Origin of the sequence: Microcoleus sp. w2-18bC1, assembly GCF_036700365.1 — a bacterium.
Taxonomy (GTDB): domain Bacteria; phylum Cyanobacteriota; class Cyanobacteriia; order Cyanobacteriales; family Microcoleaceae; genus Microcoleus.
Genome location: NZ_JAUBOS010000020.1, coordinates 1 through 22,090 on the forward strand (window position 1 = coordinate 1; position 22,090 = coordinate 22,090).

Annotated in this window: 21 protein-coding genes; 16 read left to right on the forward strand and 5 right to left on the reverse strand. The window is 44.7% G+C overall.

The features are described from left to right. The 4 genes from QT979_RS13205 to QT979_RS13220 all read left to right on the forward strand — a co-directional run. Window positions 1–1,150: Fic family protein (locus QT979_RS13205; RefSeq protein WP_333310406.1), on the forward strand; the 1,150-nt coding region annotated here is incomplete at its 5' end. 25 nt (window positions 1,151–1,175) lie between these two features. Next, window positions 1,176–4,001 (forward strand): BPTD_3080 family restriction endonuclease, encoded by a 2,826-nt coding sequence (locus QT979_RS13210; protein ID WP_333310408.1) that lies wholly within the window; start codon window positions 1,176–1,178, stop codon window positions 3,999–4,001. Between the two features lie 55 nt (window positions 4,002–4,056). Further along, the gene (locus QT979_RS13215) at window positions 4,057–5,922 is read left to right on the forward strand and encodes an ABC transporter ATP-binding protein (protein ID WP_333310410.1); all 1,866 of its coding nucleotides are present in this window, start codon (window positions 4,057–4,059) and stop codon (window positions 5,920–5,922) included. 254 nt (window positions 5,923–6,176) lie between these two features. Next, on the forward strand, window positions 6,177–6,773 hold the full coding sequence (locus tag QT979_RS13220; RefSeq protein ID WP_333310411.1) for a Uma2 family endonuclease: 597 nt from the start codon (window positions 6,177–6,179) through the stop codon (window positions 6,771–6,773). A 129-nt stretch (window positions 6,774–6,902) separates the two neighbouring features. On the opposite strand, the gene QT979_RS13225 is transcribed toward QT979_RS13220, so the two are convergent. Further along, the gene (locus QT979_RS13225) at window positions 6,903–7,325 is read right to left on the reverse strand and encodes a hypothetical protein (protein ID WP_333212563.1); all 423 of its coding nucleotides are present in this window, start codon (window positions 7,323–7,325) and stop codon (window positions 6,903–6,905) included. A 293-nt stretch (window positions 7,326–7,618) separates the two neighbouring features. Here QT979_RS13225 and gnd point away from each other — a divergent pair, with 293 nt between their 5' ends. The 3 genes from gnd to arfB all read left to right on the forward strand — a co-directional run bounded on the left by gnd (window position 7,619) and on the right by arfB (window position 10,169). Further along, window positions 7,619–9,073 carry a decarboxylating NADP(+)-dependent phosphogluconate dehydrogenase gene (gene gnd / locus QT979_RS13230; RefSeq protein ID WP_333212561.1) on the forward strand — a complete coding sequence of 485 codons (1,455 nt, stop codon included), beginning with the start codon at window positions 7,619–7,621 and terminating at the stop codon, window positions 9,071–9,073. A 139-nt stretch (window positions 9,074–9,212) separates the two neighbouring features. After that, window positions 9,213–9,683 (forward strand): restriction endonuclease, encoded by a 471-nt coding sequence (locus QT979_RS13235; protein WP_333310413.1) that lies wholly within the window; start codon window positions 9,213–9,215, stop codon window positions 9,681–9,683. A 72-nt stretch (window positions 9,684–9,755) separates the two neighbouring features. Continuing rightward, complete coding sequence (gene arfB / locus QT979_RS13240; RefSeq protein WP_333212559.1) at window positions 9,756–10,169, forward strand: alternative ribosome rescue aminoacyl-tRNA hydrolase ArfB; 414 nt, start codon at window positions 9,756–9,758, stop codon at window positions 10,167–10,169. Between the two features lie 111 nt (window positions 10,170–10,280). Here the strand turns inward: arfB and QT979_RS13245 are convergent, their stop codons facing one another. Next, window positions 10,281–10,580 (reverse strand): helix-turn-helix transcriptional regulator, encoded by a 300-nt coding sequence (locus QT979_RS13245; RefSeq protein WP_333212557.1) that lies wholly within the window; start codon window positions 10,578–10,580, stop codon window positions 10,281–10,283. 346 nt (window positions 10,581–10,926) lie between these two features. On the opposite strand from QT979_RS13245, the gene QT979_RS13250 reads away from it, so the two are divergent. Both QT979_RS13250 and QT979_RS13255 read left to right on the forward strand, forming a co-directional pair. Next, the gene (locus tag QT979_RS13250) at window positions 10,927–11,928 is read left to right on the forward strand and encodes a hypothetical protein (RefSeq protein WP_333212556.1); all 1,002 of its coding nucleotides are present in this window, start codon (window positions 10,927–10,929) and stop codon (window positions 11,926–11,928) included. Window positions 11,929–11,935: 7 nt separating this feature from the next. Further along, window positions 11,936–12,097 (forward strand): hypothetical protein, encoded by a 162-nt coding sequence (locus QT979_RS13255; RefSeq protein ID WP_333084216.1) that lies wholly within the window; start codon window positions 11,936–11,938, stop codon window positions 12,095–12,097. Window positions 12,098–12,242: 145 nt separating this feature from the next. On the opposite strand, the gene QT979_RS13260 is transcribed toward QT979_RS13255, so the two are convergent. The 3 genes from QT979_RS13260 to QT979_RS13270 all read right to left on the reverse strand — a co-directional run bounded on the left by QT979_RS13260 (window position 12,243) and on the right by QT979_RS13270 (window position 17,424). Beyond that, window positions 12,243–15,791 (reverse strand): PAS domain S-box protein, encoded by a 3,549-nt coding sequence (locus QT979_RS13260; RefSeq protein ID WP_333310416.1) that lies wholly within the window; start codon window positions 15,789–15,791, stop codon window positions 12,243–12,245. Between the two features lie 538 nt (window positions 15,792–16,329). Further along, a complete protein-coding gene (locus QT979_RS29040) occupies window positions 16,330–16,629 on the reverse strand; it encodes a Uma2 family endonuclease (RefSeq protein WP_445304782.1) in 300 nt (99 codons plus the stop codon). Window positions 16,630–17,211: 582 nt separating this feature from the next. Continuing rightward, window positions 17,212–17,424, reverse strand: coding sequence for a hypothetical protein (locus QT979_RS13270; RefSeq protein WP_333038842.1), 213 nt, complete (start codon window positions 17,422–17,424; stop codon window positions 17,212–17,214). 702 nt (window positions 17,425–18,126) lie between these two features. On the opposite strand from QT979_RS13270, the gene QT979_RS13275 reads away from it, so the two are divergent. The 7 genes from QT979_RS13275 to QT979_RS13305 all read left to right on the forward strand — a co-directional run bounded on the left by QT979_RS13275 (window position 18,127) and on the right by QT979_RS13305 (window position 22,087). Next, window positions 18,127–19,704 carry a reverse transcriptase domain-containing protein gene (locus QT979_RS13275; RefSeq protein WP_333310418.1) on the forward strand — a complete coding sequence of 526 codons (1,578 nt, stop codon included), beginning with the start codon at window positions 18,127–18,129 and terminating at the stop codon, window positions 19,702–19,704. A gap of 35 nt (window positions 19,705–19,739) precedes the next feature. Then, window positions 19,740–19,988, forward strand: a complete 249-nt coding sequence (locus tag QT979_RS13280) for a hypothetical protein (RefSeq protein ID WP_333310420.1) — start codon at window positions 19,740–19,742, stop codon at window positions 19,986–19,988. 66 nt (window positions 19,989–20,054) lie between these two features. Then, on the forward strand, window positions 20,055–20,408 hold the full coding sequence (locus tag QT979_RS13285; RefSeq protein ID WP_333310422.1) for a hypothetical protein: 354 nt from the start codon (window positions 20,055–20,057) through the stop codon (window positions 20,406–20,408). Beyond that, window positions 20,392–20,961 (forward strand): hypothetical protein, encoded by a 570-nt coding sequence (locus QT979_RS13290; protein WP_333310423.1) that lies wholly within the window; start codon window positions 20,392–20,394, stop codon window positions 20,959–20,961. Before QT979_RS13285 ends, QT979_RS13290 begins: the two co-directional genes overlap by 17 nt. Further along, window positions 20,952–21,467 carry a hypothetical protein gene (locus tag QT979_RS13295; protein WP_333310424.1) on the forward strand — a complete coding sequence of 172 codons (516 nt, stop codon included), beginning with the start codon at window positions 20,952–20,954 and terminating at the stop codon, window positions 21,465–21,467. The genes QT979_RS13290 and QT979_RS13295 overlap by 10 nt, the downstream gene beginning before the upstream one ends. A 150-nt stretch (window positions 21,468–21,617) precedes the next feature. Next, a complete protein-coding gene (locus tag QT979_RS13300) occupies window positions 21,618–21,830 on the forward strand; it encodes a hypothetical protein (protein ID WP_333310426.1) in 213 nt (70 codons plus the stop codon). A gap of 2 nt (window positions 21,831–21,832) precedes the next feature. Further along, window positions 21,833–22,087, forward strand: coding sequence for a hypothetical protein (locus QT979_RS13305; protein WP_333310428.1), 255 nt, complete (start codon window positions 21,833–21,835; stop codon window positions 22,085–22,087). Window positions 22,088–22,090 lie beyond the last annotated feature (3 nt).

Consider the following 22,090-nt stretch of genomic DNA (forward strand, 5'->3'; position numbering starts at 1 on the left):
GTGCAATCGTTTGGGAGTTTATTGTTGCCAAATCTATCTTCCTTTACCTCTGCTTGAATATCTGCGGAATGTGGGCTCCAATGCCGATCGAGCTTTAGGAAGACTAGACGGTGCTACCTCTATTTTGCCCAACCCTGACCTGTTCGTAGCGATGTACGTCCGTCAGGAAGCCGTTCTTAGTTCGCAAATTGAAGGAACGCAAAGCACCCTAGAGGACGTACTTCAATATGAAATTGATGTCAAAGGTCAAGAACGCTTTAAAGATGTGCAGGAGGTTGTTAACTACGTTAACGCCATGAACTACGGTTTAAAGCGGCTTCAAGAATTTCCACTTTGTCTGCGCTTGCTGCGAGAAATTCATGCAGAATTGATCAAAGATGTGCGAGGGAGCGATCGCACACCGGGAGAATTTCGGAAAAGTCAAAATTGGATTGGCCCTCAAGGTTGTAACCTGGGTACTGCGGCCTATGTACCTCCAACAGTTGCAGAAATGCACCAATCTCTCGACAACCTAGAGAGATTTTTGCACGATAACAATTCTTTACCTGTACTGATTCATTGCGGATTAGCTCACGCTCAATTTGAAACAATACACCCATTTTTAGATGGAAATGGACGGATTGGACGATTGCTAATTACTTTTCTGCTTTGTCAGCAAGGAATCCTGCAAAAGCCTTTACTATACCTCAGTCATTATCTAAAATTTCACAGAATAGAATATTACGATCGCCTGATGGCAATTCGCACTCATGGTGATTGGGAAGGATGGTTAAAGTTTTTTCTTCAAGGTATTTTTGAAGTCAGTCAGTCAGCAACAACAACAGCCCGTTCTATTCTGGAAATGCGCGAAAAACACCGCGAAATTATTGGGCAGCAAATTTCCAGTAGCAGTTATGGGTTGCGCTTGCTAGAATTACTTTTCCAGCACCCGATCGTGAATATTCGTTTGGTCGAAAATGAACTGCAATGTAGTTACGCAACTGCTAGTAAAATAGTCGATAAATTTGTAGAAGTTACTTTGCTTCAAGAAGTCACCGGTTGGCAACGCAACAGACTTTATCGTTACGAACCCTATCTCAATCTTTTTGAAAGTAGTTACACATTAATCAATCCAGAAAAATCTGATTCTATACCCTCAACTCAAAGTTAATATTTTTTTTAAGACAGCAAATCTTATGTCATCAAAAACTAACATCGATCAACTTATTATCAATTCTCCCTACAAAGAACCCAAACAATATTGGCACTACGATCGCACTTCTCGCCTGTTTAATCTTGCAGAAGGAAGAAGACCCGCAGGCTATATTATCGCTTCCGAAAGCTCCAAAACCTTCGACGATCCAGGCAAATTTGTCGAAATTCCTCTAGTTAACCAAATCCGCCCCCGCGTCAAAGCTTGGTGCAATGAGGGACACCCCGGCGTTACAGGCGTTACCAAACGTCTGCTAGAACACTGGCACAACTCCGAAGAACGGGACTTTCCCTTCTTTTTCTGTCAGTTAGAAGCCATAGAAACCCTAATCTGGCTAACAGAATCCCCCCCGTCTGAAAAAGTTGGTATCGACATCCCTTCCGATGGGGGAAACTTCAAACGCCTGTGTTCCAAAATGGCAACAGGTTCCGGCAAAACAATCGTCATGGCGATGTTAATTGCATGGCAAATTCTGAATAAAGTTACCTATCCCCAAGACTCCCGCTTTTCCAAAGCTATTTTTGTCATAGCCCCCGGACTTACAGTTAAGAATCGCCTGCAAGTTCTGCTTCCCTCTGCTGAAAATAGCTACTACGAAATTTTCAATATTGTTCCTCTGGGCTTATTAGATCAACTTCGTCAAGGCAAAGTTTTAATCCGTAACTGGCACACCCTCAATTGGGAAACTGAGGAACAAATTAAAAAGAAAAAAGGAGTTGATAAACGTGGTGCAAAAAGTAATGAAGCCTACGCAAGAGAGGTTTTAGGAGAACTTGGCAACTCCAGCAACATAGTTGTCATCAACGACGAAGCACACCACGCATGGCGCATTCCTGCTGAATCCAAAGTTAAAGGTGTCAGCAAAGAAGACTTAGATGAGGCAACTAAGTGGGTTGGTGGGTGCGATCGCATCCACCAAGCTAGAAAAATCCTCACCTGCTTTGACTTCTCCGCCACACCCTTCGCCCCGTCTGGTAAAAAAAGCTCAGAAGAAGCTCTCTTTGGCTGGATTGTCAGTGATTTTGGCTTAAATGATGCGATCGAATCTGGCTTAGTCAAGACTCCCCGCGTTGTGATTCGCGACGATGCAAGACTCAACGTGCAAGATTTCAAATCCCGTCTTTACCATCTTTATCGAGATCCAGAAGTTTACGATGATGTAAATCGTAAAGCCAAGCCCAATGAATCGCTTCCTGATTTGCTCAACAACGGCTACCTCTTACTCGGAAAAGATTGGCTGGAAACTGCGAAAGCATGGAAAGAATCTGGCCATAAAGTTCCACCAGCAATGATTTCGATCGCCAACCGTACCGAAACTGCTGCCCGAATCAAATATGCCTTTGACCATAACAAAATTCAAGTCGAAGAACTCTGCATTCCAGAATACACCTTACACATAGATTCTAACGTTCTGAAAATGGCAGAATCCCAAGAGGAAAGCACTGAGATACAAGACACAAACCCTGAGACTGCCGAAGATGATAACTCTGATGATGAGCCTATTCGCAAACTTTCTAAGAAAGAACAGGCAGAACTTTTACGGCAAATGGTGGATACGGTTGGTCAAGTTGGGAAGCCTGGAGAACAGATTCAAAATGTCATCTCAGTTGGGATGCTGTCTGAAGGCTGGGACGCTAAAACTGTAACGCATATTATGGGGATTCGCGCATTCACCAGCCAACTTCTCTGCGAACAAGTTGTAGGTAGAGGTTTACGGAGAACTACTTACGACATCAACCCAGAAACAAAGCTACTTGAAGCCGAATATGTTAATATTTTTGGTGTTCCTTTTACCTTTCTTCCCCACGAATCCGATGAAGGAACTCCGCCTCCGCCCCCGACTCCTAAAACAGAAATTAAACCCGATCCAGAAAAGCAGCAGTTTGAAATCAGCTTTCCAAATATCGTTCGCATTGATTACATTTATAAACCAGAACTCAAACTCGATTTGAGTCAGGTTGAGCCTTTGAAGTTAAATGCCTCTGACAATATTACCCTAGCAGACCTCGCTCCGAGTGTCGATGGCAAACCCGATGTCACGAAAATAAAGGCGATCGATCTAGAAGATTTAGGTCGCAAACAGCGGATGCAAAAAATCACTTTTGAGGTTGCTAGAGATATTTTCGATCAGATGAAACCCGGCTGGAAAGGTAATAGAGAATACTTACTAGCAAAACTGATTCAATTAGTCGAAAAATTCATCCAATCAGATTTTATCCAAATTACTCCGCCATTGTTCAATCGAGACCAAATCCGACGACGTATCCTGATCACTCTTAATCTGAGAAAAGTCGTTGAACACATCTGGAACGCTATTTATTTAGAAAATACAGAAAGAATTGAACCAGTTTTCGATCCAGTTCATCCAATCCGATCTACAGGTGATATGCGTTCCTGGTACACAGGTAAACCTTGCGAGTACACTTGTAAATCTCACATCAACTGCTGCGTCTTTGACAGTACATGGGAAGCCAGCGAAGCCTACGAACTCGATCGAGAAAGAAACGCTCATATTGTAGATGCTTGGGTGAAAAACGATCACCTTGGATTTGAGATTCTCTATATTTTTGGCGGAGTTGTTCGGAAATATCGCCCCGACTTTATAGTTCGTCTGAAAAATGGCAATTTTTTGATTCTAGAAACTAAAGGGCAACAAACTCGTCAAGATGAGGCTAAATGGGTATTTCTCGATCAGTGGATTAAAGCTGTTAACCAGCATGGTGGTTTTGGTTATTGGCAGTATGATGTATCCACAAATCCGGCTGATGTTGGATTAATCTTGGAAAAAGCTGCATTTCAGTTGAGATAAAGTTACTATAATATAGCATCCGGGGATGAGTAGACCCGACACCTACCCACAAACTATGCAACCGATCCAAATTACCACATTCCAAGCTTTGTGGCGCAGCTTGGGCCTGATAATCAAAGCCGCACCAATTGAACTCCGCCATTTAATAATACTCAACATCATCGCCGGTGCTGCCCCATCTGCCGTGCTTTTTTTAGATAAATTAATCATTGATGAAGTATCTCGGTTGCTGTCGCAAACCCAAACAGCACAGCCCTTTGCTTTGATGCTTTCCCGACCAATATTGCTGTGGAGTATTGCCGGAGTCTTAAGTCTTAGGTTAGTCGGCGATGCCCTAGACACAATGAGCTCTTTTGCAGCGACATCTTTGCGCGATCGCGTTCAAGGCTTTGTCGAAGGAAAAGTCCTGGAAAAAGTCGCCAATTTCGACGATATTGCCCTGTTTGAAAACCCGGAACTATTAAATATAGTAGAACTAGCAAAAACCGGAGTATTCAAAATACAGCAACTAGCATTTACCATCAGCATGACCATCACGGGAATTTTTATATTTATTCCATCGATAGGCCTTGCTGCCGCGATAGCTTGGTGGGTGCCAGTGGTGATGTTGATTTCATCCTGTCCCTCAATTTACATCCAAAGAAAATATAGCAAAATCATCTGGAGAGTTCAAAGAAAGCAAGCTAAAATCAGCCGCGAGATGAACTTATCCGCTAGAGTCTTGACGGGCGAAGAATATGCTAAAGAATTGCGTTTGTTTGGGTTGCAGGAACTTTGGTTCAAACGCTGGCAGGATCAGTTTTTGCAATTTTTTAGCGAGATGCAGCAAATCCGAAAAAAAGGAGCAATTGTTTTACTTTTGTGGTCAGTGTTTAGTAGAATCGGAGTAGCTTTGCCATTTGTTTATGTGGTAATGGGAGCTTTGGGTGGTCGCTATACTTTGGGAGATTTGGCGCTGTATTCGGGTTTGATTGTTCAGGTGGAGCAAAGTTTGCAGTTACTTATAGGCAATTATGCTAATTTGTACGATATTTCCCTCGGTGTTACTCCGATTTTTCAACTTTTGGAACTCCAACCAGAATTGCAGTCTCCGCTTGGGGATGTAGCATCTCGCCTGCCTAGTTTACCAGAAGGCGGGCAAGATTCCCCCCCCACAAAAGATAAAATTGGCATCGAGATGAAGCATTTATCTTTCTGCTATCCCGGTAGCAATAAAAGCACAGTTGAGGATATCAACTTAACGATTAATCCGGGTGAAATGCTAGTGCTTGTAGGTGAAAATGGCGCGGGTAAAACCACCCTTGGCAAACTCCTCGGTCGCCTGTACGACCCGACAAGTGGTACGATCGACTGGAACGGCAAAGATTTGCGATCGTACTCTCTAGCATACGTGCGATCGCGCATCGCCGTCGTCATGCAAGATTACGCCCGTTTCCCCTCCACAGTCCGAGAAAACGTCGGTTTCGGCGACTTGCTTTCACTGTCGGATGACACCGCAATTAACGAAGCTATTTCAGAAGCAGGAATTAGCGCCAAAGTCAATAGTCTTTCCGCAGGTTTAGAGACTCCGTTGGGGAAACAATTAGAAGACGGCATAGACTTATCGGGGGGACAGTGGCAAAGAATTGCGATCGCCCGCGCCTTAATGCGGCTTTCTACAGCCGAAGTGCTTATTTTTGACGAACCAACCGCCGCCCTCGACCCCAAGACAGAACACGAAATTTACAGCATCTTCCGCCAAATAGCCGCCGGGAAAACAACCATAGTCATCAGTCACAGATTAGGATTAGCGAAAATAGCCGATCGTATCGCCGTCATGGAAAACGGTAAAATAGCAGAAATAGGAACTCACGACGAATTGATAGCATCAAACGGAATTTACTGCTCAATGTTCACCCGTCAAGCTAGCAGCTATATTTAGAGTGAAATCAACAGAATTACCGGAGGGGCGGGTTCATCAACCATCTTGAATTCCCACAAACAATTTATATGAACCAGCCCTAACGCTCGCATTTGTGTCGCTGCGTGGCGAGAAACCGAGTTTCTGCGACAATTTTCAGTTGAGTACGAAAAATATCGGAAGAAACCCGGTTTCTGATCGTGCGCTCTTTTTGAGAAAATTGTCAGAAAGTGCGAGCTATAATAAAACCAACCTAGTTGGCGATAATATCAACGATGGAAACTATAACTCTCAACCTACCTGCAGCCGTCGCTTTAACCGACGAACAATTTTATCAATTGTCCATCGCTAATGAAGAGTGGCGATTAGAACAAACCCCCGAAGGAGAACTAATTATTATGCCTCCAACAGGAGGCGAAAGCGGCATCAGAAATTCCGATCTCAACCTGGGACTCGGTTTGTGGAATCGTCAGACTCGATTGGGAAAAGTCTTTGACTCTTCCACTATCTTTCAATTACCCAACGGTGCGAAGCGTTCCCCTGATGCTGCTTGGGTACTCCTAGAACGTTGGGAAGCATTATCCGCAGAAGATAAGCGCAAATTTCCTCCCCTGTGCCCGGACTTTGTAATAGAATTGCGATCGCAAAGTGATTCCCTAGAAACATTGCGGGCTAAAATGCGGTATTATCGAACTAACGGCTGTCGCTTAGGTTGGCTAATTGACCCCCAAACGCCTTTAGTAGAAATCTATCACTTGTCTGAAGATATAGCAGAAGTAATCAATTTCTCTTTTGACCAACCGCCTACACTTTCGGGTGAAGATGTACTTCCCGGATTTCTTCTAGATCTTACACCTATTCTCAATCCTTGAATCTAGATCGAGAACTGTCGCCCAAGTTGCGAGAAACCGGGTTTCTGCGACAATTAGGGTTGAGTACGAGAAATAAAGGAAGAAACCCGGTTTCTGAGATGAGCCTCCATCCACAAAAATGATGAGCAATTATCTCCCCGTCAACGTATCCGCATAAGGATCAGGCAAAGCTTGCTGCACCTCCAAAAGCGGCAAAGGATCTCCAGTCAACGGTTGGCTAATCAAATTTTTTTTTACCCCATCCCCCTTGCGATCGCGCTCTTGCAAATGCGATAATTCCTCTTGATAAACCGCAACAATCCGCGCCAAACTCCCCGCCAAATCATCCCAATTATCATCTCCTCCCAACTTCTCAGAAATTCCCTCAAATAACTCTCCCGCTTGCCTTTTTTGAACATAAGCTTTCAAAAGCTTTCCCGACTTTTGCAAAACGGCCTGATAAATATCCCCATCAGACCACCACAGCCCCTGTTGACTCAGCAGCCAAGTCAAAATATACTCGCGAGCGTGTTGCTCCTTCACCCAGGCCGCGAGATACTGCAAATCTTCCATAATTACAACAGTCTCCTCAATTGTCCTTAAAATGTCCGCTTGTTTGTATCTACCGTTACTGCGATCGACATAATACCTGCCTTATCATCACCTGCCCGCGTCATTAATATCCCTTAAATCTTAAAAAAACCCTACTGATTTACCAAACAGCAATTCTGAGAATATAAAAATAAACCTAAACCTCCTAGGTCTATTGTCCAATACTTTTAGTCCACCGGAAAGCGGTACACCCCGCCTCGCTTTCCTCTCTCGCAAACCTATCATCAAGCGGGAACAACCAGCGGGTTATTAGCATGACAAAGCAAAATTTTGGTTTAATCGGTCTAGCCGTGATGGGCGAAAACCTAGCGCTCAACGTCGAAAGCAGAGGCTTCTCCGTGGCTGTGTACAACCGCACAGCAGCCAAAACCGACGACTTCATGGCCCAACGCGCCCCCGGCAAGAACATTGTAGCCGCCAAGACTCTGACAGAATTCGTCGATGCCCTAGAAACCCCACGCCGAATCTTAGTTATGGTGCAAGCTGGGAAACCCGTAGATGCGGTCATCGACCAGCTCAAACCCATGCTGTCACCGGGCGACATGATTATTGACGGTGGCAACTCGCTCTACGACGACACCGAACGCCGCACCAAAGATTTAGAATCGATGGGACTGGGATTTGTCGGCATGGGCATCAGCGGCGGCGAAGAAGGCGCGCTGAATGGTGCTAGCTTGATGCCCGGTGGCACCCGCACTGCTTACGGCCTACTAGAGCCAATTCTCACCAAAATTGCGGCTCAAGTAGATGACGGCCCCTGCGTCACATTCATCGGCCCTGGTGGCGCAGGCCACTACGTGAAGATGGTTCACAACGGCATTGAGTACGGTGATATGCAGCTCATTGCTGAAGCCTACGATTTGCTCAAAAACGTTGGTGGATTGAACGGCCAGCAGTTGCAGGAAGTTTTTGCCGAATGGAATACCACAGACGAGCTCAACTCGTTTTTGATAGAAATTACGGCTAATATTTTCAAGTACATTGATCCGGAAACTAAGCAACCCTTAGTTGAGGTAATTATGGACGCAGCCGGTCAAAAAGGCACCGGCCGCTGGACTGTTATGAGTGCTTTGGAATTGGGCGTGAGCATTCCCACAATTATCGCGGCTGTGAATGCGAGAATCATGTCTTCTTACAAAGACGAGCGCATCAAAGCTTCCCAAGAACTTACGGGGCCTAGCGGCAAGTACGAAGGCGATACTAAAGAGTTTGTGAACAAAGTTCGGGATGCGCTTTACTGCTCGAAGATTTGCTCCTACGCGCAAGGCATGGCACTTTTGAGCGCGGCCTCGAAGTCGTACAACTATGACTTAAGTTTGAGCGAAATTTCCCGAATTTGGAAGGGTGGCTGTATTATTCGGGCTGGATTTTTGGACAAGATTAAAACAGCTTTCAAGGACGACCCCACGTTGCCGAATTTGCTGTTAGCACCGGAGTTCAAACAGAGCATTCTCGATCGCCAATCAGCTTGGCGGGACGTGTTAGCTACTGCTTGCCAACTGGGGATTGCAGTGCCAGCATTTAGCGCCTCGCTCGACTATTTTGATAGCTACCGGCGCGAAAGATTGCCACAAAACCTCACGCAAGCTCAGCGGGATTATTTCGGGGCTCACACCTACGAACGCACCGACAAACCGCGCGGTGAATTCTTCCACTCTGAGTGGACACAGACTGCTAAAGAGTCGCTGCAAACTGGTACTACCGATTAATTAGTTTTTGTAGGGTGCGTTTCGGCGCACCTTACTAATTATTCTGGTGTTGCTGTTTTGACGTTTGTTTTTGAGATAGGTTTTAATATATTCGTCGTTAAAGAGCGATAGCGTCCTTTGTAGTAATTTATGTAATTTCATGAAACCTTTTATAGTAAAAGCCGCTGCCGTTTTCGGTGTGATTGCAACATCGGTATTGGATACATTGAAAGAAGAAGAGTCAAGAAAACGTTTATTAGACAGTGGTATTCTGGAAGTAGATGAAATGACGGGAAAAGAGTTTGAAAATTTTCTATATCTTTATTTTATAAACTTTGGTTATAGTGTTAAGTTAACTCAAGATAGTCAAGATTATGGGGCGGATTTAATTTTATACAAAGATGGCTCAAAAACTGTGGTTCAAGCGAAAAGAAGCAAAAATCCAGTTGGTATTAAAGCAGTTCAAGAAGTAGCAGGAGCCGTCAAACATTACAACGGCAATAAAGGAAGAGTCATCACCAACAACAGATTTACCGAAAATGCTTACAACCTTGCTGAATCTAACGACATAGAGTTATGGGATAGAAAAAGACTCATCGAATTCATCCTGACAGCTAAGAAGTGTAAATAATTTATCTACCCAAGTAAGTTATATATAAAAGATGCACTGCTTTCTCAGTATCTTTAATTTCACTTATTCATCATGTTACAAATTTCTAACACTGTGTTCATAGACGATCGCGAAATCGAGATTAGTGCGATTCGCTCTCAAGGCGCGGGGGGGCAAAATGTAAATAAGGTGGCGAGTGCGATTCACTTGCGCTTTGATATCCCAGCTTCCTCATTGCCCGATCGCTACAAGCAGCGTTTGTTCCAAATCAACGACCAGCGCATCACCTCCGAAGGTGTGATTGTCATCAAGGCCCAGGAACACCGCAGCCAGGAACAAAACCGGGAGGAGGCTTTGAGACGGCTGCAAGAACTCATTAAAAGTGCGATCGTCATACCGAAAAGGCGCAAACCCAGCAAAGCGACTCGTAGTTCCCAGCGCAAGCGTCTCGACAGCAAAACCAAGCGAGGGCAGATTAAAGCTCTGAGAGGGAAAATTACGGATTGATCGATGAAAGGTCGATCGGGCTTCTGAGTTTTTAGTTATAGCGTTTGTATTTTCCGGGCTTGGGTGCATGACTCAAACCCGTTTCCCTAGACATTTCCGAACCCCTGCGGGTTAGTTGTCTTTCGGCGAGGGCGATCGACTTGGTAAGTCATCGGGAATTTTAGTTACATCTAATCCTAAAAGCTCAAACATAGTTTTTAGAGAAACCTGGTACAGGTTAGCCAGTGCAGCTACGTTTTCAACAGTTGGCATGGACTTTCCTGATTCCCAGTCAGCTTGCATCCGCTCAGAAACGCCGATATGTTGTTTGACTTGAGGGCGGGTTAGGCCAGCTTGTTCTCTGAGAAGCCTTAATGGAGACTTGTCCTTTTCTTGCAAATTTTCTTCCACAGTGCATGAAGTTTGTTTCATGAAGCGAACCTCTTGACATGGTTGTTTAGATGAAGTAGACTTCATGTATAGCGACCAAACAAAGGCCCCCTGGCGAGCCTACTTTCGTCAAAATGCAGGTTTGAAAGACCGCCTTATTTTTAGTGTCTATCAATTATGCCTGCATACCCAAGCGTATTTTCGGGGGTTGGGCGCATACCTCAAGCCCCTTTTTTCTCAACGCCGAGGAGGTGATGCCATGTAAAAGGTCGATCGACCTCACAGCACACTCCAACTCAACATTTTATCAAAGATCCAGACCAAAACTTCAACTTTGCGATCGCACAACTTCCGTGCTATCGTGCCATTTCTCGAACCATTCCAGATCATGCCCCCATCAATTGACAACTTCTACCTAGGCGATGTCGCCTCCAACTTTCACTTTGCAGGCCCGCTGCTAGACTTTGAAGAAGAAATCCAGAATCAATCTCCCTTTCACGATTTAGACTACCTGACAGGCGAAATTAAAAGGGGATTCCTAGACTACGTGCGGCAAGGAATCATGCTGGACGCCATCCGAAAGCTGCGATTGTACAAAGACAAGTTCAAAACTTTTAAAAGTTACTGCGAACAAGCATTAGGTAGGCAGTATTTTTACTGCACACAAATTATCAAAGCTGCGAGTATTTGCCTGCGCTTAATTAAAGCAGGATTTGAGATTTTGCCTAGCTGCGTTGCTCAAGTTGTCCCTTTGTTCAAACACGCAATTACAGACCAATATGGCGACTGTCGTTTACAGGAAAAGTGGCAAGAAGTTGTCGATGTCATACCAAAAGAAAGGATTACCGCAGTAACTATTGCCGAAACCGTTGACAACAATCCCAACCTTCGGCTCAAACAAATTCGCATAAAAACCGACACCTACGCCCTTTTAACGAAAAAAGCAGCCGCAGCCGGACTGTCAATTTCGGAATTTTTGGCAAGGTTGGTTGGCGAATACAATCCCAGCAATTTAGAGCAGCCAGCGGAACATACTCCCGAGCAAGAGGAGATTTTAGACCAATTAGACGCGGAGTTTAAGAAGCCAGCCACGGAACAGACTTCAACTTCTGCCCCACCAGGAAAAGTTAAGTCTAAAGGTTTTGGAGTCAAAGTTGAGCCTAAAGGTGGTAAAAGGGAAGTGAAGGCGAAAACTTCGGAAAGGGAAGTTAAGGCAAAAACTTCGGAAGGTGAAGTTAAGTTCAAAAATCGGCAAACTGAAATCCAAGCCGAGAAACAGTCGAATTCATTTAATGAGAAAAATCATGAAGTCATCTGCCCAAAATCCAATCATGCGTCAACTGAAATTAATGGAGGCTCAACTGAACGAAATTCAGTGCCACCTTATTAAAGCCAGTGTGTTGAATTGGTGGCAAATAGTTTTGCCTGACGGACAGAAAATTGCGATCGAACACGCGGGCGGCGGACACTGGGTTTTTCGGGCGAACGGGCTTGAGAAATCTCATCCAGAAGTGCGGCTAGCGGTTTTGAAGGCGATCGCCCAAGGCTGTCACAGGTAAGTTACGGCTAAGGACACGGCGCAGTGCCGTGTCCTCAGATCGACTGGCGATCGGATTTGATATGATTTGGGGATGTAGGACCAGATAAACACAGATTAATGCAGATGAATTATATCAATCACTGATGGTGCAAGCAAAATTAATATTACTCGATTTGATGAAGCAATTTCTCAATTGTCTCCACTAACGTTTCAGGCTCAACAGGCTTGGGAAGATGCCTGTGAAATCCGGCTGCTAGTGCTTGCTGTTGATTTGCCTCACCTGCATACGCTGTGAGAGCGATCGCGGGAATCTCTCCTCCCTCCTGTGTGGATAGTTGTCTGACTTGACTAATCAACATATAGCCATCAATTTGTGGCATCCCAATATCAGCAATCAAAACATCTGGCTTCAATTCATTGAGCTTTTGTAGCGCATCTTTTGCTGAAGATACAGAGATCACTGTGGCTCCCGCTTGCTCCAAAATACATTGAACTAACTCTAAATTGTCTACTTCGTCATCGACGGCAAGGATACATAATCTAGCCAAGGGTGAAGTGTGAGCTTTGAGTGATAAATTATCGTTGCGATCGCTGTTTGCATCATTGCTCCTGGCTAATAAGGGAAGTGTGACAGTAAATGTTGCTCCCTGTCCTTCTCCACAACTTTCGGCTTTGACAGTTCCACCGTGTAGCTCAACGACGTGACGCACGATCGCTAATCCGATCCCTAATCCACCAAAGGTTCTCGTAATACTGCTATCAGCTTGTCGAAATGTGTCAAAGACATAGGGAATAAATTCTGGCTTAATCCCTTTTCCTGTATCCCTGACTTGAATTTGAGCATAGGAATCAATCGTTTTTAGCTCAACTTCAACTCTACCTCCCGTTGGGGTGAACTTAATGGCATTGGTGAGCAAATTCCAGACAACCTGTTGCAATCGGGTAGCATCTCCTAACACATCGCCGACATCGGGTTCTAGGTGAGTTTGAATTTGAAGGTTTTTCGCTTCGGCGGCTAAACTAACTGTTTCGATCGCGGCTTTAAGAGTTGTTTTCAAATTAATAGGAGTAGAGTTCAAACTCAGCTTCCCTTGCAGAATCCGAGAAATATCCAGCAAATCCTCAATCAGTTGAACTTGCAACTGGGTATTGCGTTCAATTGTTTCGAGAGCTACCGCCGTCTTGCCAGAATCCAGGGTTCCCCTTCGCAGCAGCCGAGTCCAACCCAGAATCGGATTCAACGGAGTTCGCAATTCGTGCGACAAGACAGCTAAAAACTCATCTTTAATTCGGTTAGCTGCTTCTGCTTGTGTCCGTGCTTGCGATTCTGACTCGTAGAGCCGTGCTCGGTCGATCGACTGCGCCGACTGCTGTGCCAGTGCCAAAACGAAAGCGCGATCGCTCTCGGAAAGTCCGGGAACGGTCGAAAAACTCAGCGACAGTCCACCAACGGCTTGTCCTTCAATCAACAATGGCACTGAAATCCAGGCTTTTGAACCAGCCTGGGCATAAGCTTGGGCTAAATCAGGATAACGGGCAATTCGGTTTTCGATAGTTTCTAGCCAAACAGGTTGCCCACTTCGCACAGCTTCTGCGAGAGGATAGGGTGCATGAATCGAAAAACTGCGCTGAAATTCTCCTACGTGCTCGTACCCGATCGCTTGAATAATCTCCAGTTCGCTTGCATCCTGGTTTAATACCGCAACCAAACCACAACTTGCTCCCAGTGCGGACATTCCCTGTTCAATAATCACCTGAGCCACTTGAGCCGAGGTTAGCGATTCCGACAAAGCTGTCATCACCGCCAGCAGTCGAGCCGTCCGGTTAGCAGCGAGTTCGGCGGCTAATTTCGCTTGTTGTGTTTCATTATATAGACGAGCATTATCAATGGCGATCGCTGCTCGCTGAGCCAAATCTTCAGCCAGGGCAATGTCTTCTAGGCGATAGTGGCGATCGGATTCAGTAAACACAAAGGTAATGCTACCCAACACGCGCCCGCGTGCCTGTAGCGGTGCAATGATGCAGGACTTTAACCCAACTCCACGTAAGATTTCCAGGTATTCAGCATTCGGCACTGTGGCAACTAACTGTTCATCTGTAATCTCAATCCCAATTTCAATCTGTCCTGTTTGCATGACTTTAGCAATGCCATACGCATCATCGAGATGTCTGGGAAAGCGTTGAGCCAACTCCCAGCCAAACTTCACTTTTTCGGGATCTGAATGAGCAACTGCAACCCGACCAATTGTGCGATCGTCATTCAGCAGATCAACACTACACCAATCTGCAAAATAAGGAACTGCCAGCTTTGCAACGCTTTGGAGAGTTTGTTCATACTCTAGTGAAGAGGAAAGGACAGCACTCACTTGGGCTAAAAATGCTGATTGTTGTTGAGAATTCTCTGCTACAGCACGGGCTGCCTGTTCTTGAACAAGCTGTACTCGTTCGTCTTCGGTTTGCTTCCGTTCAGTAATGTCGCTGAAAGCAGCAATGATATTGATAATTTGCCCCTCTGCGTCAAACAAAGGGGAAGCATTGATCGAGAGAATCGTGCGAGTTCCATCAGCATGGCTAATAGCCTGTTCAATACCATAAACAGGCTCACCTGTCTGCATCACCCGCGCAAACGGCAGTTCATCTTCTGGGAAAGGATGACCCTCCACGGTTGTAATGAACCAGGATGGAGCGTTATACCCTCGCTCCACACTGTCCCTGCAAGTCAATCTTAAAATCCTTTCTGCGGCCCTATTGGCAGCTATAATCTCCCCGGTAGAATCTAGAATAGTGATACCATCAGGAATAGTTTGGAAGATGCTGGATAATTGCGCTTCACCCTCACGCAGAGCAGTTTCTGCCTGCTTGCGTTGTGTAATGTCGTGCATCACAACAACTGCACCCTGTTTTTCGCCGTTTGGAGCTATAATCGCCTGTCCAGTTACTAACAGCATTCGCGCCGTTCCCTGCTGCGGAACAATCATCATTTCCACATCACGAACGTTCTGTCCTTGCAATGCCTGGAACAGGGGAATATCCTCTGTATTCATGGGTGTTTTGCCGTCGGGCAAATACAAGTTATAATACTCAGCCCATTGAGCCGATGGAACTGGCTGCTGAGGTAATCCATGAAAATCTTTAGCTGCTTGGTTAAATACCGTCAATATGCCATCGGCATCGCAAGCCACAATGCCAGCTTGAACGTTGTTTAGGATGGCCTTCAAAAACTCCTGTTCTTTCTGAAGGGTGGCTTCCACCTGCTGCGAATTGGCGATTTCGGCTTTTAATTGTCGATCGAGTTGAGATGTTTCAGTAGTGTCTTGGAAGTAAATAAGTAACCCATCTTCACTCTTGATGAGGCGAATTCTCAACCATTTGTTGAATGAGGGGTAATGTTCTTCAAACTCGATTGCAGTTCGCGTTGCGATCGCTCGATGACAATACTTATATAGCTCCGAGGTAAGATCGACCGAAAATATAGTCCATATATTTTTGCCTATCAGGTGTTGCTGCTTACTGTTTAAAAGCTCCTCTGCTTTATGGTTGACATAGGTACAGTGCCACTCTGAATTAATAGAAATAAAAGCCTCAGCCATGTGCTCGACTATCACCGCAAATCGTCGTGCTTCCAGTGCTTGGCAGTCCGTACATAGCTCTTGAGGAAAATTTACAGTAAGCTCTTCTCGATCGTTCAAGGAGTGTGTACGTTCTACATTCATTGCGGTTAGTCCTGCCTATTTACCTATTATGCCAGCTATTGTTAGGGAATCAAGATATAATATGCCCCAAACCTAAGTCATTCAGTATTTAAGCACAGGGGCGATCGCACCTCATGCCAGAACACCGCTAAAAATTCGTCTTTAATCCGGTTAGTGGCTTCTGCTTGGGATCGTGCAAGGCGATCGCGTTCTCACAGTGGTTTTCTTTCTTGTTCTGCTTGCTTGCGCTTTGTTCACGGATGGGGATGGTGCCGACGAGAATCGGGCTAGCCTTTCTTTAACACCGAACTCCTGCAAACAACCCAACTGCTCAGCAACAGCCTCGACGAAACGTGGCAACTATACTAAATCTCTAGCCTAGACATATTCTGTCATTCCTAATTGAGAATGCCAAATCTATTAGTTTGGTGATAGAAACCACAAAAACCGCTTTGTGGGCGGGTTTTAGGTATGGAAAGAAAGGGACTCGAACCGCTGACCCCTCCTACAATGGCATTGTAATGCTCTAACTAACTGAGCTATGCGATCGCCTCAGCACTTATCCACCGTTAAAAATTTGCTTAGCGGTCAAATTTAACTCTGGAAACACCGCTGATTCAATTCTTTCATCTCCCCAAAACAGCTTAATTTGATACTCACCATCTACTAACTGATAAACCGATAAAGCAGGCTGTTTGGGATAACCAATATAACGGCTACCCCCTAAGCCCAAATAATCTACAATCCAATATTCAGGAATGCTTAATGCTTCATAATCAATCATTTTATGTGCATAATCATCACGCCAATTTGTGCTGACTACTTCAATAACTAATTTAACCGAATTTCCCTGAGTAATAACTGATTCTCTTTCCCATCAAGACTCATTGGCTTCAACGGCTTGTTTATCTAATACAATCACATCGAGATCGTAGCCAGAGTTATCGTTAAATTCAATTGTACATTCCTTGGGAATAAAGGAAGTTGTAATCGCCTGATTTATAAACCCAATTCTATCGATTGAAAACCCGCGTTGGATGAATGCTTACCAGTTGGATTTGCATTTAATTTAAACCATAAATCAGTTATGTAATTCATAACGGATTTATGGTTTTCCTTCCAGAAATTCATCAAAACTCCTGAACTTCGATATCGCTTGAGTCATGGTAAAGTCTTCCATGCTCTAATATCATTTGATTTTGATTCAGTAGGGTGCGTCAGATTTTTAAATTCATGATCTAACGAATAGGTTAATTGTCGAGCGAAAGACAAAACTCTCGGTAGGAGGGCAAACCTAAAACCCTTGATTTATAAATGATTGAAATTCATGGACACAACTGGACTCGAACCAGTGACCCCTACGATGTCAAGGTTGAATTGGCATCGCTCAAACATATACGGGATATAGGATTTAAGCATTTTAAATAACTGATATATCAATTTAATCGCTTTTTTTAGATTTAGATTCTTGATTTTGTTGATTTTCTTCGCGAATCCTTAACCATTCCAGCAGTCCCATGCGAACGATCGAAGCCAGCGATTGACCCGGTTCGATCGCCTGAGCTCTAAGTCGCTCGCGTAACCCACCCACATCAAATGTGAGCCGATCGCGAGTATCCCTACTTTTTCCTTTTTTACTGTTTTCCTCGCTCATGAATCTAGCATATTCGATGAGCGAAACAAATCTTAGCTAAATATTCAAGTTTTTTCTTGACGCAACATCCATTGGATGTTACAGTGTGTTGAAACGCCCAGAAAAGTGTTGATACCACTTTTCTGGACTTTCAACCAATGTCGGTACACGACACTAGGAGACAGAGTGCGATTCGTTGAAACGTGAATCACGGTAAAAGCCCGTACATAGCGTTTCCAACCACAAGGTTGAACTCTCGGTCGGATAAGGGTGTTAAGCCCCTTCTACCAGACTCAGGTATGACTCCCGATCTGCCCACACCGACCAAGCTCGATTCTTGCAGAGTGAAGCTGGGAACAGGACGCAATCAGACATCTAATGTGAGGTGACACTGGCGTTAATGGGGAGTTCCAATGGTGAAACAGAGCCTAGAAAAGTAACTTACCTAGGAGCGGGACACAGACCATTAATCCCGACTCTACTGGAGTTCATTCCCGCCGAATATTCTGTCAATATCGGCAAGAGTCCAGGGAATCCAGTAGTTAAATTGGCTCCACCTAAAGGAACAATCAATCTAACCGAGGGAACGAAGAAAAACGAGCTGAGGGTCAAGGGGAAGTCGAATCCTTTCGTAGGCTAGACGAGCAGCGGAACCCCCTTAGTTCGGGTAGGACAGACCGTAATTGGTCTGAGGTGTTCAGAGAACATAAGTTAGAGCAGAGTATGATTAGACACAACAGCAATGTTAGTGAATCTTGGAAGACGTTACCTTGGAAGAAATTCCGAAGGGACTTATTTCGCCTACAAAAACGAGTGTTTAAAGCGATTCAGGTTGGAGACAAGCAGAAAGCGAAGTCCCTTCAAAAGCTAATTCTGAAATCTCGGGCTGCAAGAATGTTGGCGATACGTCAAGTAACTCAACTAAATGCTGGCAAAAAGACTGCGGGAATTGATGGGAAAGCCTCACTCACATTCGAGGAAAGGTTCGCACTGAGTGAAGAACTCAGGGCTAAAAGTAACAACTGGAAACATCAGAAGTTACGTTCAATACCAATCCCTAAAAAGGATGGGAGCATCCGCCTCCTCAAGATACCAACTATCGCCGATAGAGCTTGGCAATGCCTCGCAAAATACGCGCTAGAGCCAGCACACGAAGCAACTTTCCATGCCCGGAGTTATGGGTTTAGAACAGGAAGATCGGCGCATGACGCGCAGAAAGCTCTATTCAACAATCTACGCTCTAAGAGTCATGGAATAGAGAAACGGGTTATCGAACTTGATATCGAAAAATGCTTCGACAGGATAAGCCACACCTGCATAATGGAACGACTCATCGCCCCAAAAGGCATCAAGACCGGAATATTCCGCAGTCTAAAATCAGGAGTCAATCCAGAATTTCCAGAACAAGGAACCCCGCAAGGGGGCGTGGTAAGTCCATTACTAGCCAATATTGCTCTCAATGGGATTGAGGAAATACATCAATCAGTCCGGTACGCGGATGACATGGTAATAATTCTGAAACCCAAAGATGATGCGAAGGCAATACTTGATAAAGTCAGCGAATTTCTGGCAGAACGAGGCATGAAGGTTAGTGAAAAGAAAACCAAGCTAACGGCTACGACAGATGGATTTGACTTGCTCGGTTGGCATTTCAAAGTGCAAAACAACGGGAAATTTAGATGCGTTCCATCAGCGGACAATTTTAAAGCTTTTTGTCAGAAGGTAAAACACATCGTTAACAACTCGAATTATGGTGCTACGGTCAAAGCTAAGAAATTAGCCCCTGTAGTTAGAGGCTGGAGAAATTACCATCGCTACTGTAAGTTGGAAGGGTCACGGCTATCACTGTGGTTTATCCAAAATAGAGCCTTCAAGGTATTCAATAAGGAATCGAAACAATCTCGCTACACCAGCAAGAATCTTCTAGATAAAGCATTCCCGACGGTTCCTTACTCCGAAAACAAATTTGTCAATGTCAAAGGAGAGAAATCCCCCTACGACGGAGATATAGCCTACTGGAGTGAGCGTAACAGCAAGCTCTATAACGGCGAAACCTCTAAAGCTTTAAAACGGCAAAACCATAAATGTGGAAAATGTGGCTTAAAAATGCTAGGCGATGAAAAGGTACATCTGCATCATGTAGATGGTTGCCATAGTAATTGGAAAATAAATAACCTTCTAGCGGTTCACGAAAGCTGCCACGATTATCTCCACATGAGCAAAGGCGCAAGCCAAGAACATCGGGAGCTGGGTGCCGGGAAACTAGCACGCCCAGATCTAACTGAGAGGTGCGGAGGATAATACCTCCCATCGACTCAACCATTATGTTACTACAGATGACGCAATTGACGTATCGGAACGAATATCCGATCGTAGTAGAGCGCCAATTCAATCCAAATTCCCAGGTGAGAGGGTTCGGGGAAACAGCGGTAGAAGCAACCCAGAAAATTTGGAACGAAAGACGAGCTTTGGGATACTGGGACGCAACAAAAGCTTACCCGCAGGGACAAGAAAACCACTCAGTACCAGAAACTAAGTCTGCTCAGACTGAAGAAGCGCCGAAACGTGGTGTTGGCAGGCAATAGATTCATTTTTTTTACTCTATCGTGAGCTACTTGAAGGGCTCAAAGAAAGGGTACTAAAAGTAGCTCATGAGATACAAGAAAAAGTGTCGAAAGCCTTACACAGTCCAGTATAAAGACGAAGCAGGAAGAGCAAATTACTGGACTCGATCGCAAATAAAGCAAATTCTGGGAAGTGTCGGTCGTAAAAGTAGACGCAAACCAGTACCAATGTCGGAAGCGACATTTAAACGCCGACTGACACTGCTAGAAGAAGAATGCCCAGAATGCGATCGAGTGCTTCATTCCCGTAAATTTTCAGATTTTCAGAAACGGTGTCTGGTTCAGGTCGAAGAAATTTTCGTTGCCTGCGATCGAGATATCGAAAAAACACGCAAATACTTACAAAACGTAGGACTTAACATCAATGACTACACTATCTAGAGTTGAGCTGAAATTTGAACTCGGACTAGGCAAAGTGTCCGACATTACCACCGTCCGCAAAGCGCTGGGTCATCGCAAATGGCAAAATGCTCAGGTCGAAGGAGTCGATATCGACGAAGTACGGGAATATTACCGTCTGATTCGTGAAGAAATGAAGAGTCCGACTGACGCATTACTCGACATTGCTTCCAAGCGCACCGGATACGCTGAGCACTGCGATGATATCAACGACAGTGAAATTGACCACTCTGAAAACCGAGACGGGCAGGAAGAAACCAGTCAGCTAGTGGTTGCAGTTCGAGGCGCAACATCTGAAGCAGCCCTGGCGATGACTGATGTGGGTGCTGCTGCTGCTGCTTCGGTTGTTGATGCCTTCTACATCTCCCTTGGAGAGAATGTAGTTGATCAGCTCAAATCTCGATCGACAAATACTCGCGCAAACTTCCGAGAAATTGTTGGCTCAGTCCAAAATGCTCCCCTCGATCTTCGTAACGGTAGCTTGCCAGGAAAAAAAACCCACCCGCCGAAACAGATCACTGGTGCTTGGGGTTAATTGAATCTTGCATAGAATTAGCTACAGCTTATAGCGATCGGCTAATTCTAGAAGAGCAAGCTCGTTCAGCTAACCGAGAAAAGTTACTTATGGCTTTGGTTATTTATGCGAGTTTGCTCTCATCAGGTTCATCAGATTGCGATTCTTCTGACAAAGATTCAAAGAGAAAGACAATGATTCCTATAACCTCAGACGAAGTTTATGATTGGAATCCAAACCAAAAAGTTTACGTTTATAGTGCTGATAAAAAATGTTTGGAACTGTGCCGAGTAATTGACCTGGATTTGTCAGAGTTAGGCGATCGGACTCGACTTCTGGAACCAGTAGACGATAACCTGCAACTCTGCAAACCAAAAGAACGAGAAATACCTCCTAACTGCGTCGGAGGTAGGCATTGTCCCTATCCTGGAGTTTGTTACCGTTTCGAGACTGAACAACAAGATTATGAATGCACATTCCCATCGGACGACGACAATTATCTCACTGCTGATTGTTGGGAACCATAACCAAATCGAGTTAATACTCCTGACAACCGTAATTCTAATCAGTCTCCTGATTCTTCTACTCAATATCGTCAATGTGTGGCGAAATATTCAGCAAGGCAAAAAAGCTCAAAACATTCAATTCCGATACAAAAAGCTGAAGGATTATAAGGGGTGGAAATAACACCTGAAATACAAGCCATTCTCGATTTCCTGAAACGTTTTGGAAAAGGCAGTACAGCCGAAATTGCTTTCTGTACTCTAATCGAAGAATGGCGAGTAGAAATTGATATTCAAGATATGTCTGATGAAGGTTGGGTAAGACTTTCAACCGATAGCAACGATAACACAGTTGCAACGATTGTTAACCACAGCAAGGATTATTAACCATGAATGACCTATTTTCGACAGATTCAACATCCACAACTAAGACGGAATCTGGCGCTCCCTGGATGAGTAGAGCTATCCCAGCATTGGTAGTTGGTTTCGGTGCATTCTGCTATCAAACCGGATATCAAGATGCCCTCAAACAAGCGAAACCGACGATCGTTCACGGCAATCAAACAGTTACTAACACCAAAGTTTATCAAATTTCCCCGTCAGTCGGTATTGGCAGCCACAATAACCGTCAAACAGTAGAGTAATTA

Bases quoted from the DNA above. Each gene is read 5' to 3' on its own strand.
- QT979_RS13275 (WP_333310418.1), top strand. From the start codon at position 18,127: ATGATTAGACACAACAGCAATGTTAGTGAATCTTGGAAGACGTTACCT.
- QT979_RS13250 (WP_333212556.1), top strand. From the start codon at position 10,927: ATGCCCCCATCAATTGACAACTTCTACCTAGGCGATGTCGCCTCCAAC.
- QT979_RS13285 (WP_333310422.1), top strand. From the start codon at position 20,055: ATGAGATACAAGAAAAAGTGTCGAAAGCCTTACACAGTCCAGTATAAA.
- QT979_RS13305 (WP_333310428.1), top strand. From the start codon at position 21,833: ATGAATGACCTATTTTCGACAGATTCAACATCCACAACTAAGACGGAA.
- arfB (WP_333212559.1), top strand. From the start codon at position 9,756: ATGTTACAAATTTCTAACACTGTGTTCATAGACGATCGCGAAATCGAG.
- QT979_RS13220 (WP_333310411.1), top strand. From the start codon at position 6,177: ATGGAAACTATAACTCTCAACCTACCTGCAGCCGTCGCTTTAACCGAC.
- QT979_RS13260 (WP_333310416.1), bottom strand. From the start codon at position 15,791: ATGAATGTAGAACGTACACACTCCTTGAACGATCGAGAAGAGCTTACT.
- QT979_RS13210 (WP_333310408.1), top strand. From the start codon at position 1,176: ATGTCATCAAAAACTAACATCGATCAACTTATTATCAATTCTCCCTAC.
- QT979_RS13245 (WP_333212557.1), bottom strand. From the start codon at position 10,580: ATGAAACAAACTTCATGCACTGTGGAAGAAAATTTGCAAGAAAAGGAC.
- QT979_RS13280 (WP_333310420.1), top strand. From the start codon at position 19,740: ATGACGCAATTGACGTATCGGAACGAATATCCGATCGTAGTAGAGCGC.
- QT979_RS13235 (WP_333310413.1), top strand. From the start codon at position 9,213: ATGAAACCTTTTATAGTAAAAGCCGCTGCCGTTTTCGGTGTGATTGCA.
- QT979_RS13225 (WP_333212563.1), bottom strand. From the start codon at position 7,325: ATGGAAGATTTGCAGTATCTCGCGGCCTGGGTGAAGGAGCAACACGCT.
- QT979_RS13290 (WP_333310423.1), top strand. From the start codon at position 20,392: ATGACTACACTATCTAGAGTTGAGCTGAAATTTGAACTCGGACTAGGC.
- QT979_RS13270 (WP_333038842.1), bottom strand. From the start codon at position 17,424: ATGAGCGAGGAAAACAGTAAAAAAGGAAAAAGTAGGGATACTCGCGAT.
- QT979_RS13215 (WP_333310410.1), top strand. From the start codon at position 4,057: ATGCAACCGATCCAAATTACCACATTCCAAGCTTTGTGGCGCAGCTTG.
- gnd (WP_333212561.1), top strand. From the start codon at position 7,619: ATGACAAAGCAAAATTTTGGTTTAATCGGTCTAGCCGTGATGGGCGAA.